13 protein-coding genes are annotated in these 14,732 nt (G+C 60.2%); all 13 read left to right on the top strand.

The features are described 5' to 3' along the window. Nucleotides 1–117, top strand: a 117-nt coding sequence (locus HKN06_12225; GenBank protein ID NNF62075.1) for a chorismate synthase, incomplete at its 5' end; no start/stop codon positions are given. Nucleotides 118–158: 41 nt separating this feature from the next. After that, entirely contained in the window at nt 159–1,175 is a 1,017-nt protein-coding gene (locus HKN06_12220; protein NNF62074.1) for an aspartate-semialdehyde dehydrogenase, read from the top strand. A gap of 115 nt (nt 1,176–1,290) precedes the next feature. Then, the gene (locus tag HKN06_12215) at nt 1,291–4,614 is read left to right on the top strand and encodes a hypothetical protein (protein NNF62073.1); all 3,324 of its coding nucleotides are present in this window, start codon (nt 1,291–1,293) and stop codon (nt 4,612–4,614) included. A gap of 394 nt (nt 4,615–5,008) precedes the next feature. Beyond that, entirely contained in the window at nt 5,009–5,818 is an 810-nt protein-coding gene (truA, locus tag HKN06_12210) for a tRNA pseudouridine(38-40) synthase TruA (GenBank protein ID NNF62072.1), read from the top strand. Then, nucleotides 5,748–7,070, top strand: a complete 1,323-nt coding sequence (gene folC, locus HKN06_12205) for a bifunctional tetrahydrofolate synthase/dihydrofolate synthase (protein ID NNF62071.1) — start codon at nt 5,748–5,750, stop codon at nt 7,068–7,070. Before truA ends, folC begins: the two co-directional genes overlap by 71 nt. 46 nt (nt 7,071–7,116) lie before the next feature. Beyond that, nucleotides 7,117–7,698, top strand: a complete 582-nt coding sequence (locus HKN06_12200) for an SPOR domain-containing protein (protein NNF62070.1) — start codon at nt 7,117–7,119, stop codon at nt 7,696–7,698. A 32-nt stretch (nt 7,699–7,730) separates the two neighbouring features. Further along, the gene (locus HKN06_12195) at nt 7,731–8,261 is read left to right on the top strand and encodes a CvpA family protein (GenBank protein NNF62069.1); all 531 of its coding nucleotides are present in this window, start codon (nt 7,731–7,733) and stop codon (nt 8,259–8,261) included. Between the two features lie 3 nt (nt 8,262–8,264). After that, nucleotides 8,265–9,776 carry an amidophosphoribosyltransferase gene (purF, locus tag HKN06_12190; GenBank protein ID NNF62068.1) on the top strand — a complete coding sequence of 504 codons (1,512 nt, stop codon included), beginning with the start codon at nt 8,265–8,267 and terminating at the stop codon, nt 9,774–9,776. 141 nt (nt 9,777–9,917) lie between these two features. Next, nucleotides 9,918–10,208: an Hpt domain-containing protein gene (locus tag HKN06_12185; protein NNF62067.1), complete on the top strand. Its 291-nt coding sequence runs from the start codon at nt 9,918–9,920 to the stop codon at nt 10,206–10,208. 11 nt (nt 10,209–10,219) lie between these two features. Next, the gene (locus HKN06_12180; protein NNF62066.1) at nt 10,220–11,458 is read left to right on the top strand and encodes a protein kinase; all 1,239 of its coding nucleotides are present in this window, start codon (nt 10,220–10,222) and stop codon (nt 11,456–11,458) included. 59 nt (nt 11,459–11,517) lie between these two features. Continuing rightward, on the top strand, nt 11,518–12,219 hold the full coding sequence (locus tag HKN06_12175; GenBank protein ID NNF62065.1) for a response regulator transcription factor: 702 nt from the start codon (nt 11,518–11,520) through the stop codon (nt 12,217–12,219). A gap of 34 nt (nt 12,220–12,253) precedes the next feature. Next, nucleotides 12,254–12,817, top strand: a complete 564-nt coding sequence (locus tag HKN06_12170; protein NNF62064.1) for a hypothetical protein — start codon at nt 12,254–12,256, stop codon at nt 12,815–12,817. A gap of 47 nt (nt 12,818–12,864) precedes the next feature. Continuing rightward, complete coding sequence (locus tag HKN06_12165; GenBank protein NNF62063.1) at nt 12,865–14,730, top strand: OmpA family protein; 1,866 nt, start codon at nt 12,865–12,867, stop codon at nt 14,728–14,730. Nucleotides 14,731–14,732 lie beyond the last annotated feature (2 nt).

Genomic DNA, 14,732 nt, shown 5'->3' with positions numbered 1-14,732 from the left:
ATTGCGGAGGCCATGCTGGCCCTGGTCCTGATGGACCACATTCTGCGTCATCGGGCCCAGAATGCGGGGGTCATCAGCCCCACGCCGACGATTCCGGCCGGTTCCGGACCGTATTAAGTTCAATTTTGTGACGAAAGTGGCAGTTTGAGACTCATGGCATGAAAGAGAATATCGTCGTCGCAGTGGCAGGGGCCACCGGGGCAGTAGGCGAGGCAATGCTCGATCTGCTGATCCGGCGGCGCTTCCCGGCAAGCAGCGTGCATGCGCTGGCCAGCGCCAGGTCGGTCGGAAGACAGGTTGGCTTTGGTAATCGCACGCTGGATGTGAAAAACCTTGCAACGTTCGATTTCAGTGAAGTCGACATTGCCTTGTTTTCCGCCGGGGCTTCGGTCTCCGAGGAGCATGCGACGAGGGCGGCAGCGGAAGGGTGCGTCGTAATAGACAACACTTCCTGCTTTCGTTACGACGATGACGTACCGTTGGTCGTACCGGAAGTAAATGCTGATGCGATAGGGCGGTTCAGGGAGCGCAATTTGATTGCCAACCCGAACTGTTCAACGATTCAGATGCTGGTAGCACTGAAACCGATTTACGACAAAGCGGGCATCGAGCGAATCAACGTGGCAACGTATCAGGCAGTTTCGGGAGCAGGACGCAGCGCGATAGAGCAGCTGGCCAGCCAGACCGCGTGTTTGATGAACGGACGCCCGCTGGATGACAAGAAGGAACAGATTGCCTTCAATGTCCGTCCCCAAATCGACACATTTCTCGACAATGGTTATACCCGTGAAGAGATGAAGATGGTGTGGGAGACGCGCAAGATTCTCGAGGATGACTCGATCATGGTTAACCCGACGGCTGCCCGTGTGCCGGTGTTCTATGGCCACTCCGAGGCCGTGCACATCGAAACACGCGAGAAGCTCAGCGCAGCCGAGGCGCGGCAGCTGCTGGAAAATGCGCCGGGGATCGAAGTCATGGATCAGCGTGCTGCGGACGGGTATCCGACCGCAGCGCTGCACGCCGCCGGCAATGACCCTGTCTATGTCGGCCGGATTCGCGATGACATCTCGCACGAACGTGGGCTGGCCCTGTGGGTGGTGGCCGACAACGTGCGCAAGGGTGCAGCGTTAAATAGTGTGCAAATCGCTGAATTGTTGGTAAAAGATCACTTATAAGTTATATTTAGCAGGCGAATGTAAAGAAACAGATGAGCTTTACGCGCGTAATTGGTCTGATTCGATTCGCGAGGTCCGGCGCCTTGCGAGTCTTCCGCTTGTCCGAGGAGTGTCTGTGAGAGTACGCCCCGCGGTATTTATGGTGTTGTGGTTCATTCTTGGCCCGTCGCTGGCGCATGCGCTGGCATTGGGCGAGATCAATTTGAACTCCGGCCTGAATGAACCGCTCGATGCCCATATCGAGGTTTTGTCAGCCACACCCGAAGAAATTAGAAACCTTACCGCTACGGTCGCTTCGCGCGAGACGTTTGAGCGTTACGGTCTCGACCGGCCCGACTTTCTGTCCGGGTTGCGGTTTTACGTTGATCGTGACAACGGGCGCGACGTGCTGCGTGTGGTTTCGGCTCAGCCGATGTCCGAGCCTTTTGTCACCTTCCTGGTTGAAGCGCAGTGGCGGCGTGGCCGGCTGTTGCGTGAATATACCGTGCTGCTTGATCCACCAGTGTTCCTGCCGGCACCGCAGCGTGCCGCAGCGCCCGCACCCGTAGTGATGCCGCGCAGTGTTCCGTCCCAGGTACAACCTTCGGCCGGACAGGTAGTGCGTCAGGCTCCGCGCCGGCGTACCCCGCCGGCGTATTCCGGTACACCGTCGTTTGGCAGCAGCTATGGCCCGATACGGCGCAACGAGACATTGTGGAGCATTGCCGAACGCTTGCGCAGCGATCGCTCGATCAGCATGAACCAGATGATGATCGCGATTTACCAGGCCAACCAGAGCGAGTTTCTCGGCAACATTAACCTGATGAAAGAGGGCTCGACGCTGCGTATCCCGACCAGGGCAGCGATCGAATCGGTCAGCCAGCGTGAAGCCTTTGCCCTTGCCGTGTCACACAACGAAGCCTGGCGTTCGGGCCGTCCGCGTCAGGTGGCGCGCGCCGGTACCGCACCGTCGGCTGTCAGCACCATGCCCGACAGCGCGCGACTGCGTCTGGTCGAGCCTGACCAGGCCGCCGGAGCAGCCAGCGACGCCGGCAGCGGCAGCGGAGCTGCAACTGATGCAGCCGCCGCGGCAACGCTGGCACGCAATGAAGCGGATATTGCCCGGCTGTCGACGGAAAACCAGCAGCTGCGCTCGGACCTGGACGAAATCAAGCGATTGCTGTCGGTGCGCGATACCGAACTTGCCCAGTTGCAGCAGCAGCTCGGTGATGGATCGGCGCTTGCGGGTCCTGCAGTTTCACCCGACCCGACAACGACTACAGACGGAAGTGCGACAGATGCGGCGACGACCGCCGGCGGGACCGATGCTGTTGATCCGGGTACCACGGTTGCAGGCACTCAGGGAGTTGATGGTGCCGCCAGCGGGCAGGACACGACAACAGGTACAACCACTGACGGCGTGACTGCAGTGGATACTGCGACGGCGACCGCCACCGATACCGCAACCGACGCAACGGTGGACGAGCCGGACCAGACCGGTGTCGCCACGCCCGGAACGCCGGTTGTATCGACTTCGCTGCCGGACGAGCCCGGCATTGTCGGCACGGTAATAGAAGCTGCCAAGGGCGCGCTCGGCAGCCTGTGGCTGTGGATAGGCCTGGGCGTGCTGGCACTGGGTGGCTTTGGCGCCATGGCACTGCGCGGTCGTGACAGCGGCGATGCGGATACGATCGATGCGCTGACTCGCGAAGCGATGGCCGCCGACGATGACACCACGATGTTGCCCAAGCTCGAGGTTCCCGCGGCCGCCGGTGATGCCGCGGGCGACGTGGAATTCTTCGACGACAGCGGAACATTCAAGCCAGTGGACTTTGCTGCTGCTCAGGCGGCACAGGGCGCGGGCGAATCGGGTGAGTATCCGTTCGAGGACACGATCGGCGGCGAGGTTCAGCTGGACCAGTCGGATCCGCTCGCCGAAGCAGACTTTCATATGGCTTACGGCTTGTACGACCAGGCCTCAGATCTGGTCAAGAAAGCTGCAGCGAAAGAACCCGAGCGCATTGACCTGCGCATGAAGCTCCTGGAGATTTTCTTTGTGTGGGGCAATCAGGACGAATTCCGCGGCACAGCCCAGGACCTGCGTGACAACATGTCGGAGCAGATAGCGGGCGAGTGGGACAAGATTGTCATCATGGGCAAGCAGATTTGTCCGGATGACGCGCTGTTTGCCGGCGATGCAGGCATCGGTACCGGTGCCGATATCGACCTTGAGTTCGAGCCGACCGGTTCGCAGGAGTCGGTTGACCTTGATACCGGCATGGCCCCTGGCATTGGTGGCGATGCGGTAGACCTGGATTTTGGTGGCGCGCTGGGCGAAGAGACTGCACCACCGCCGATTCCCGATAGTGGCGACACTGTCGAGGAGCTGCTCGACCTCGATCTGGGTGGTGATGATCCGCTGCTCAGCGATGTCGAGGAAGATGAGACGGTGCCGGAGCCCGTCGAACAGATAAAAGACCAGATCAAAGCGCGTCTGAGCAGTACCGACACTGACGAAACCGCGGAGATGGACCTGAGTGATCTCGGCGTCGATCTCGACCTGGCGAAGACTGGCGAACAGCCGGTTGAGCCTGCGCCTGAGTTGGCCGGTGCTGATTTTGGCGACGTTTTCAGTGCTGCCGCCGAAACGGATTCGACCAGTGAGCTACCGGCACCCACCACTGAACTGACGGCCGGTGGCGGCGCCCTCGACCTGGATATCGGCGATATGTTCGGCGGCCTGGACAGTGAAGATGACGAGGAAACCGCGCGTGACCTCGATGCGCTGGAAGAGTCAATGGAGCAGACCGGCCCGGCCGATACGGCAGACACCGGTCATTTTTCTGCCGAAGTTGAGACCCTGCATGGCGATGCACTCGACGTGGACATCGGCGCTTTTGACGACAGTGATTCAGACGCCACGCGGCTGATCGCGCCCGAGGGAGACGGCGACGCCGCTTTCTCGACCCAGGCGTTCGGCGGTTCTGACGACGAGACGAAACTGATCGGGCCGGAAGACAGCGGTCCTGACAATGCCTTTTCCGACGACGTGTTCGGCGACTCTGCAGATGTCACGAAGATGCTCGGACCTGACGAGCCAACCGGCGCACACACTGAAGATGCTTTCTCGGCCGCGGTGTTTGGCGAAGAAGAGACAGTGCAGGTACCCGGTGGTGACGACGAAATCGTTATCGAAGCCGGTTCTGGTGTCGATCTCGACATAGGCGAGTCGCTGCCGGAAGGAGATGACATGACAACCGCAAAGGTTGCCACGTCAGATCTCGCGCTGCCGGAATCCGGAGACGAGCTGAGCGAGGTCGGAACCAAGCTTGACCTGGCGCGGGCTTATATGGACATGGGTGACCCTGACGGCGCTCGCGGCATTCTCGAAGAGGTGCTTGCCGAGGGTAACGAGAACCAGCAGGCGGATGCCCGCGACATGCTCGCCAGTCTCAGCTGATACGCGATGCAAGACGTCGGGAAAAGGCAGGCTTCGGCCTGCCTTTTTCGTTTCGTAGTTTTAGTCGCGACTTCTGGCGACGTATTCCTGGTTCGCGATCAGCTAAGCGGCGGGCTCGCGTGGGAGCGGCTTCCAGCCGCGACTACCTGCGACGGAAGTCGGCGGCGTGCGTGGGAGCGGCTTCCAGCCGCGACTATATGCGACGGAGTTTGGCCGCGTGCGTGGGAGCGGCTTCCAGCCGCGACTGCCTGCGACGGAGTTTGGCTGCGTGCGTGGGAGCGGCTTCCAGCCGCGACTACCTGCGACGGAGTTTGGCTGCGTGCGTGGGAGCGGCTTCCAGCCGCGACTGCCTGCGACGGCCAACTGCATTTGTGGAACAAGATAAGATGGCCGCATGCGGTATGCAGCGATTATTGAGTACGACGGCACCGATTTTTGCGGCTGGCAGCGCCAGCCCTCGGCACCGAGCGTCCAGGCTGTAGTCGAATCCGCGTTCGCCAAGGTGGCCGATCACGAAATCAGCACGGTTTGCGCCGGCCGCACCGATGCGGGCGTGCATGCGCGTGGGCAGGTTGTGCATTTTGATTCTCATGCTGAACGTTCGTTGCGTAGCTGGATGCTGGGGGCAAACACACACCTGCCGGAAACAGTGCGGGTGCGCTGGGTCGGACGGGTCGCCGAGGATTTCAGTGCCCGGTTCAGCGCGGTTGAGCGGTCCTATCGCTACAGGCTAAGCACGGCGTCCTCTGCAGGATCGCTCGATCGTATCAGCACCTGGTGCACGCCCCGGCGTCTCGACGTGTCGCGTATGCGCGCCGCTGCGCCACACTTTCTCGGCGAACATGATTTTTCCGCCTTTCGCGCGGCTAACTGCCAGGCTAATACTGCCAGCCGCTTTGTTTCGCAGCTGGAAATTGATGCCGCCGACAACGAAATTACCATTCACGTGTCGGCGAACGCCTTTCTGAAGAACATGGTCCGAATCATGGTGGGCGTTATCGTTGCCATCGGCGCGGGCGAGCGTGAGCCTGACTGGGTTCGCCAGCTGCTGGTCTCGGGTGACCGCAGTCGCGGCGGGCTCACGGCGCCGGCGGCCGGGCTATGCCTGATGGCGGTTCGTTACCCGGGTCATGATGTACCGCAGCCTCCGGCTGCTATTATCGCGCCAGCCCGCAGTTCGTCCGAGGAATTCTGCGCTGACTGAAAAGCTCATCGCCTGGCTCGAAAAAATCGAGCGCCAGCATCCGCGCGAAATCGACCTTGATCTCGAACGGGTACGCCCGGTTTTTGGTCGGCTGCGCCTGCGCAGCCGTCACGTTCCTACGGTCACTGTTGCCGGTACAAACGGCAAGGGCTCGTGTGTTGCTTATCTCGATACAATTTTCCGTGCCGCCGGGCTGCGTACCGGGGTTTACACATCGCCGCACCTGCAGCGCTTCAATGAGCGTATCTGTATCGACGGCCAGCCCGCCGAGGACGCGGCGATCATTACTGCGCTGGAGCAGGTCGAGGCCGCCCGTGAGCCGGCGACGTTGACTTATTTCGAGCACAGCACCCTTGCGGCGCTTTGGCTTTTCAGTGAGGCGGCAGTCGATGTGCGGGTGCTCGAAGTTGGCATGGGTGGCCGACTCGATGCGGTCAACCTGGTCGATGCGGACGTTGCTGTAATCACCTCGATCGATCTTGATCACCAGGGCTGGCTCGGCGACGACCGAACGGCAATAGCGCGGGAAAAGGCGGGCGTGCTGCGGGGCGGGCGGCCCGGAATTATCGGGGATCCCGATCCGCCGGCGACGATTGCACAGGTGGCTGACGACTGCGGCGCCCGTCTGCTGTACCTCGGGCAGGACTTCGATTTCGCCAGGTCAGACGCGGCATGGGACTGGCGTGGCACGGTTACCGCGTATGACGATCTGCCGCGGCCGGGTTTTGGCGGTCCGGAACAATATGCAAACGCCGCGTGTGCACTCGCAGCGGTAGAGCAGATGGCGCCGCAGGTACGGGTGGACCGCGACATGATCACGGCGGGCCTCGCGATGGCACGCCTGCCCGGGCGGTTGCAACACCTGCGTGGTGCCAACGACTGGATCCTGGATGTTGCGCACAACGGCGCGGCGGCGAAAAAGCTCGCCAGCGCGCTCACAGCGGAGCCGCGACGGACCATTGCGGTGGTCGGGATGGTCAAAGACAAGCCGGTTGAGGCCTTCGCAACCGCGCTCGACAGCGTCGTCGCCGAGTGGGTTGCCGTATCCGACGGTCACCCGCGCTCGTTGCCCCCGCCGGAGCTGGCAGCCCGCCTGGAGAGCTGTGTCGCCGGACCGGTATCCAGCGCAGACTCGATCGAAAACGGACTGGTGCAGGCAGCTGCCGCCGCCGCAGGCAGGAGTCGGATACTGGTCAGTGGCTCGTTCCACGTCGTCGGGCCGGCACTGCATCATTTATCACAACACGCGTGACGCTGCCCGCGTTAAACTCGCGTCAACTGCAAGTTTGGAGTCGCAATTGAAGGAGAGACTGCTAGGTGCTGCGGTGCTTATCGTAGCTGCGGTAATCGTAATACCGGCGGTGCTGGATGGTCCTGGTCAGCCGCAAACTGTGTCGCAGGAAATCACTCTCCCGGCGCCGGCCACCCCAACGGCTGCCGATCCGGTGCGTACACACACCGTCGAAGTGCAGCCTGATCAAACCAGTGAACCTGAACCGGTTGTTGAACCAGAAGTCGTTACGATTGACCAGGAGCCGCCTGTTTCGGTGCCGCCGGCGCCGGTACCACCTGCGCGCCAGGTCATCGAGCAGGCGGCAGTCGATGCGCCGTCGGCAACAGCGCCGGCCGCGGCTCCGGCTCCGCCTCCGGCCGGCTGGGCGGTGCAGGTCGGCAGTTTCACCAGCGAGACAAACGCGCGTCGCCTGGTCGAGCACCTCCGTGATGCTGATTACACAGCGTTCGTTGTGCGAAACGTGGTCAACGGCCGTGTCATGTTCCGGGTCAGGGTGGGCCCGGTGCCGGATCGCGAACGGGCGCAGCAGCTCGCAGAGCGGCTGCAGGAAGATCGCCAGCAGACCCAACTCGTGCGGCATCCCTGATAGAATGCCGCCGCGGCAGCACGGGTACTGACATGCTCATCATAGATATGATCATTCTGGGCGTCATTGGCGTCTCTGCTTTTATTGGTCTATTTCGCGGCTTCTTTCCGGAACTTCTCTCGCTACTGACGTGGGTTGTTGCAATCTGGAGCGGCTGGAATTTTTCCGGGCTGATTGAGCCTTATCTCGGCGGAAAGTTGAACTCGCCGTTCCTCGAGCTGTGGGTATCGCGCGGTGTTGTGTTCGTTGCGGTTCTCCTGATCGGCGGGCTGGCGGGCCAGATCGTTGCGCTGGCCATACGCAAGACCGGGCTGTCAGGAACCGACCGCTCGCTGGGTTTTCTTTTCGGCCTGGTACGCGGCGCGGTAATTTTTGGCGCCGCGATATTGTTTGCCGGTTCGTTGAACCTGCAGAGTGAGCCGTGGTGGCAGGAATCAAAAATGATCCCCTACGGCACCCAGATCGCCGACTGGATTCGTGGTGTGCTGCCGGAGGAAGTGGTGCAATATCTGCCTGACGAGCCGCAGGCACAACCGCAGATCGATCCTGCGGCGGGTGGCTGACACGTGTGTGGAATAGCAGGACTGGTCGCTGAAGGGCCGGTCAACCAGGCAATTTACGACGCGCTTACTGTATTCCAGCACCGCGGTCAGGATGCCGCCGGTATTTGTACGGCCGACGGTGCCCAGCTGCATACCCGGCGCCGCAACGGCCTGGTGCGCGATGTCTTCCGGACCCGTCATATGATCGGGCTCAGTGGAAGCATGGGGATCGGCCATGTGCGCTATCCGACGGCCGGTGGTGCCAGCGCCTCGGAAGCGCAGCCCTTTTACGTCAACTCACCATTCGGCATCTGTCTTGCCCATAATGGCAACCTGACAAATGCGCGTGAGCTCGCCGGGAAGCTTTCGCGAGAAGACCTGCGTCACCTCAACACCGGTTCGGATTCTGAAGTCCTGCTCAACGTGCTTGCCCACGAGTTGCAGGAACGCTGCACCGGGCCGCTGCAGCCCGCAGATGTTTTCAGTGCCGTGCGCCGCCTGCATGAGCGCTGCCGTGGTGGTTATGCCGTGGTGGCGATGGTGGTCGGTTACGGCGTCGTGGCATTTCGTGATCCCCATGGTATTCGGCCGCTTGTGCTGGGTCGACGTCTGGTCGATTCGGGTGCTGAATATATGGTCGCCTCCGAGAGTGTCGTGCTGGATGTGCTGGGGTTTGAACTGCTGCGTGATGTGCGTCCGGGCGAGGCGATATTCATCGACAGCGATCGCCAGCTACACACGGAGCAATGTGCTGAAGTCACCCGTCACACGCCCTGTATTTTCGAATTCGTTTACTTCGCCCGCCCCGATTCGATAATGGAGAACATTTCGGTTTACAAGGCCCGTCTGCGTATGGGTGAGAAGCTCGCCGACCAGATCCTGCGTGACTGGCCCGATCACGATATCGACGTCGTCGTCCCGGTGCCGGACACAAGCCGGACAGCCGCGGTAACTGTTGCGCACCGCCTCGGCGTGAAAAATCGCGAGGGTTTCATCAAGAATCGCTATATCGGTCGCACATTTATCATGCCCGGCCAGCAGGAAAGAAAGAAATCCGTGCGGCGCAAGCTCAATGCCATTGAGCTTGAGTTCCGTGACAAGAACGTGCTGCTGGTTGACGACTCGATCGTCAGGGGTACCACATCGCAGCAGATCATAGAGATGGCGCGTGAGGCGGGAGCGCGCAACGTCTACTTTGCCTCGGCCGCGCCGCCGGTACGGTTTCCCAATGTCTACGGTATCGACATGCCGTCGGCTTCGGAGTTGATCGCGCATGATCGCAGCGTGCAACAGGTGGCTGACCTGATCGGCGCCGATCGGTTGATCTACCAGGAGCTGGATGACCTGATCGATGCAGTGATGTACGAGCATGCTCATATACGTGAGTTCGACACGTCGTGTTTTTCCGGCAAGTACGTAACCGGCGATGTCAGCGAGCCATATCTGGCCAGGCTGGAGCGCGAACGGTCAGACGGCGCCAAGGCAGCACGTGAGTCTGGCCGTGGCGGCCTGCGTAGCGCTGCACGCAGTTTTTAACTTTAATCCTGCGGCGGTACCCTTGAACTGTGTCAAAGCTTGTAGAATTTCTTGAATTTCCGTGCAACGTGATCGCAGTCATTGCGGACTTGTTGCCGTGCCCGATAATGCCAGCTTGTGGTTTATAACGGATTTTTTACTATGACTGAGTTCTCGGGCGGCGACGATCCAATCCTGAAAGAGCTGTTGCCGGGTTACCTGGCAAGACGCCGTGACGAGCTGGCGACACTGGACGATGCATTGCAGCGCCAGGATTTCGCCAAGCTGCGCACCATCGGCCATAACCTGCGCGGATCGGGCGGTGCCTACGGCCTGGCGAAGGTGTCCGAGTTTGGTAAGGAGCTTGAGACCGCTGCCGAGGCAGACGACGCCGATGCCGTTCGCGAAACGATTGGCCGGATGCGTACCTTTCTGGCTGAAATCTCCATCTAGTTGCTGTCGCTATGTCGCCCAGCATACTGATCATCGATGATCATCCCGAATTTCGCGACTTGCTGGCGCACCATATCAATGCTGAGTGGCCGCGTTCGAAAGTGGAGAATCACGATCACACCACGCTGCCATCGGTGGAAGATCTGCGTGATGAGGTCGATGTAATTCTGCTCGATTACCGGCTGGGCGATGAAAACGGGCTGGATTGGCTGCGTATCATGCGCGCCGAGGAAGGCTGTCCACCGATTATATTTCTTACCGCCGCCGGGGACGAACTGCTCGCAGTAAGGGCCATCAAGGCCGGTGCCCACGATTACCTGCCAAAGAACCGGCTTACCAACGAGATGCTGATCAACTCGATTCGCGACGCTATTCGCTCGCGTAGCCCGCTGGTGCCGGCAACGTCACTGCCAGCCGCAACGCTGACACCGGTATCACATGACGTGCTGCGTATTCGTGGTTACGAGATCCAGCAACAAATTTCGGAGCGTGGCCCGTCGCTGATTTACCTGGCAGAGCACGAGGGCATGCAGGTGGCACTGAAAGTGTTGCTCAATGCCGCCGACATTGATGCAGACAAGCTGGAGCGTTTCCTGCAGGAGTGTGAAGTAGTTACCAACCTGCGTCACCCTAATGTCGTGCGTATTTATGATCACGGTGTTGCCGATGAGGTCGTCTATATCGCGATGGAATATTTCCCGCGTGGCGACCTGAAGGCTAATTTACGCAAAGGGATGTCGGCGCCGACGGCGCTCCGCTACGTACGCGAGATCACCGTGGCGCTGGATGCGATCCACAAGGTCGGTATTTTGCATCGCGATCTGAAGCCGGCCAATGTCATGGTGCGGGAGGACCGCACCCTGGCGCTGATCGATTTCGGTCACGCCAAGCAGATGTGGCTCGAGGCAGAGCTGACAGATACCGGCGAGGTGTTTGGCACGCCGTACTACATGAGTCCGGAGCAGGGCCAGGGTGAGCCGATCGACGAGCGCAGCGATATCTACAGCGTAGGGGTGCTGTTTTACGAGCTGCTGACGGGACGCAAGCCCTATACGGCGTCTTCGCCTATGGCCGTGATCTACAAACATACTCATGCGGCAATCCCGCAGCTGCCCCGCGAGTTGCTGAAATATCAGCCTCTGATAGCGCGGATGATGGCAAAAGAACCGGAGAATCGCTTCCAAAGTGCTGAGGAATTGCTTGAAAAGCTTGACGTAACGTCAAACATTGTCGACACTTCAAGGGTTTAGGGGCGAGTGCAACGTCGCTGTACAGGTGGCGTACAACCCTGCGAAAGGAAAGAAGCGAAGTGCGAATAGCCTTACTGGAAGACGATCAGGAACAGGCGGAGCTGATGCTCAAGTGGCTGGCCGATGCCGGGCACACCTGTTCACATTACGACAATGGGCGGGACTTCCTGCGAAAAGCACTGCGTGAGAGCTACGACCTGCTCATGCTGGACTGGATGCTGCCGGAAATGAGCGGTCTCGAAGTGCTGCAGAAAATCCGGCAAAGCGGCAAAAATTTCACGCCGGTAATTTTCATCACCGCCAAAGACCAGGAATCGGATATCGTCCGGGCGCTGGAAGCAGGCGCTGACGATTACATGGCCAAGCCAATTCGTTACAAGGAGTTGGTAGCGCGTGTGGCGGCCCTGGCACGGCGCGCAGCAGGCGGTCGTGAACCTGACGAGCTGCCCGATACCGAGCCGTACAAATTTGATCTGAAGCGTAAGACAGTTGGCCTGGGCGACGACGAAGTCGAACTGACACACCGCGAGTTTGATCTTGCGTTATTCATGTTTCGTAACAGCGGGCGCGTGGTTTCACGCAGCCACATCCTGGAGTCAATTTGGGGAATGCATGGAGCTGACCTCAACACACGGACCGTAGATACCCATATCAGCCGATTGCGCAAAAAATTACAGCTAAACGAAAGCAATGGCTGGCAACTGTCAGCGATATACCAGCATGGTTATCGCCTTGAGCGCCTGGGGGAGAGCCCGGCGTAGCAGTTGTTCCCTGATCGAGTGAGGCACCTGAGCCATGTCAGAAAAAGAACATCACGCCGTCAGTGACGGCCACAATATCGACGACCCGGACCAGAATGTAGACAAGATCCGCGAGATCCTGTTTGGCGGGCAGATGCGCGATTACCAGCACCGTTTTGACGAGCTGGAATCGAATATTTCGGCGGCTAGCGAAAACCTGCGCAACGACCTCGCCAATCGTATCGAAAGCCTGGAAGGTTTTGTGCGTCGCGAACTCGAGCTGTTGGGCGAACGCATGATCAACGATCGGCGCGAACGCGTCGAGGAGCGTGAAAACAACGCTGCCGAGTTGCAGGACATGCGCCGCCGCTTCGAAGAGTCACTAACACGGCTCGACGAGCAGACTGCCGGCGAAACGCGGGCGATACGCAGCGCCTTGCAGGAAAAAAGTCTCGAACTGGTGCAGGTCATCCAGCAGAGCCGTGACGAGTTCAATTCCATGCTGAGCCGGCAGGCTAACCAGCTGGAGGATCGCAAGGTCAGTCGGGAGGATCTCGCGGCATTGCTGTCGGAGGTTGCGTTGCGTCTCAATCGAGAACTCGACCTGCCTTCAGATTAAAACCTGCCCGCGCCCCGTTACCGGCACGCCCGACGTGAGAAACGGCAGTGAATGACATAGACAAACTGAAAGAGCTGCTGTTTCGCAACGAGAAAAAAGCGCTCGATGCCATCACCCGGCGGCTGGAAACTCCCGAAAGTCGTACCGCCGACATCGCTGACGTATTGCCGGAATCGCTCCTGCGGGCCCATGCTGACAAACGGCTCGTGCGCGCGATGCGGGAGCCGGTGGTGCAGTGTGTAAAGGACTCCATACGGCAGGAACCTGAGGATTTTGCCGATGCGCTGTTTCCGGTAATTGGTCCGGCAATTCGCAAGTCGATCGCCGAGGCGCTGCGCTCCATGACGCAGTCGATGAATCAGGGCATCGAAAACAGCCTGTCGGTAAAAACGCGCTATCAGGCATGGCGCGCGGGCGTGCCGCTGGCTCAATATATCCTGCAGCGGAATATTATCTATCGCGTCGAGCAGGCCTTTCTTATCAAGCGCTATGACGGGCTGCTGATAGACCACGTGCAGCACGAAACGGTGGCAAGCAAGGACTCTGATGCTGTTTCGGCCATGTTTACCGCAATCCAGGATTTCATTCGCGATTCGTTTTCAGAGGACAGCAGCGAGTCACTGACCACAGCGGTGATGGGAGAGCTGACGTTGTGGGCCGTACATGGCCCGCACGCAATCCTGGTTTGCGTCATTCGCGGCGTGCCGCCAGCTGGATTACGCAGTGAGTTGCGCGAAATACTCGAGCACGTGCACTTGCGACATGGCGAGGCGCTGGCAGGTTACGATGGCGGTGCACCCATACTGGGTGTTGATGCTGAGCTCGAGAAGTGCCTGTCACTCGAGCAGCAGCGCAAGGCCGGCAAGAAAAAATCCGCCGTGCCTCTGCCGCTCGTGATCCTGTTCGTTGGTCTGCTGTTGCTGGCCGGCTGGTTATGGTTCAAAGGCTTTACCGACGAACGCCGGCTGGAAAAATTTCGTGGTGCACTGGAGGCAACGCCGGGTATCGTGATCAATGACATCTATCGTGAAGATGGGCAGGTGGTGGTGCGTGGCATGCGCGACCCGTTGTCCGCGGCCCCTACCGATTTTGCTCCGGGCCTGCAGATCGACCCGGCAGAACTACAGCTGGAGCTGGCGCCCTACCAGTCGCTCGATGCCGCCATAGTCGAGCGCCGCGCACGACGTATCCTGCAGCCGCCGGCAGGCGTGGGTTTTCGGCTGGAGGGCAATAGCCTTGAGCTTAGTGGCAGCGCGCCGGTCGAGTGGAAACAGCGGGCGCAGACCCTGGCCGTAGCATTGCCCGGGGTCGACAGCGTTGATACCAGCCGGATGGCGTTGAGCGACGCCGAGTTGCTGGCGACCGCCCGGCAGCAGCTGCAGCCGCCGCCCGGGGTTACGCTCGCCGTGAGAAACGGGGTGCTGAGCGCCTCAGGTATGGCGGGGCACGACTGGGTGCAGCAAGCGACCCGGCAGCTGGCGTCCATGTCCGGCCTGCGCGGCGGAAACCTGCTTGGTGTGGCGATAGCGGAGCGAGCCAGGCTCAGCGAGCTGCTGGCTACTACCAATGGCACTGAGATATTTTTCTCCAGCATCGATGTGCTGCAACAGGGCCAGGATGCCGTGCTGGAGCGGCTCAGCATCCGGTTGCGGCAGATTGCGGCGCTGGCCGGGCAACTGGACAGTAACCTGCAGATTCGCGTGCGTGGTTACAGCGACGGCACCGGCAACCCGGAGGCCAACCAGGTGGTTGAGCTGTCACGCGCCGAGCGGGTTTCGAGCTGGCTTATCAACGCTGGCCTGCCAGCTGACGCGATTCAGTTACAGGCGGCAGGGTCATCATCTGTCAGCAGTGGGCTCGAGCCTCGCCTGCGGAAGGCTGAAGTGACTGTGTCAGTGACAGAAGGACGTTGAGC

Source organism: Gammaproteobacteria bacterium (assembly GCA_013003425.1).
Lineage (GTDB): Bacteria > Pseudomonadota > Gammaproteobacteria > Steroidobacterales > JABDKV01 > JABDJB01.
Note: the sequence above shows the minus strand (reverse complement) of the source record. Positions and strands in the feature narration are given on the sequence as shown.

Excerpts from the sequence above, each read along its gene's own strand:
- folC (NNF62071.1), top strand. The coding sequence starts at position 5,748 with ATGTACCGCAGCCTCCGGCTGCTATTATCGCGCCAGCCCGCAGTTCGT.
- HKN06_12220 (NNF62074.1), top strand. The coding sequence starts at position 159 with ATGAAAGAGAATATCGTCGTCGCAGTGGCAGGGGCCACCGGGGCAGTA.
- HKN06_12170 (NNF62064.1), top strand. The coding sequence starts at position 12,254 with ATGTCAGAAAAAGAACATCACGCCGTCAGTGACGGCCACAATATCGAC.
- HKN06_12195 (NNF62069.1), top strand. The coding sequence starts at position 7,731 with ATGCTCATCATAGATATGATCATTCTGGGCGTCATTGGCGTCTCTGCT.
- HKN06_12180 (NNF62066.1), top strand. The coding sequence starts at position 10,220 with ATGTCGCCCAGCATACTGATCATCGATGATCATCCCGAATTTCGCGAC.
- HKN06_12185 (NNF62067.1), top strand. The coding sequence starts at position 9,918 with ATGACTGAGTTCTCGGGCGGCGACGATCCAATCCTGAAAGAGCTGTTG.
- truA (NNF62072.1), top strand. The coding sequence starts at position 5,009 with ATGCGGTATGCAGCGATTATTGAGTACGACGGCACCGATTTTTGCGGC.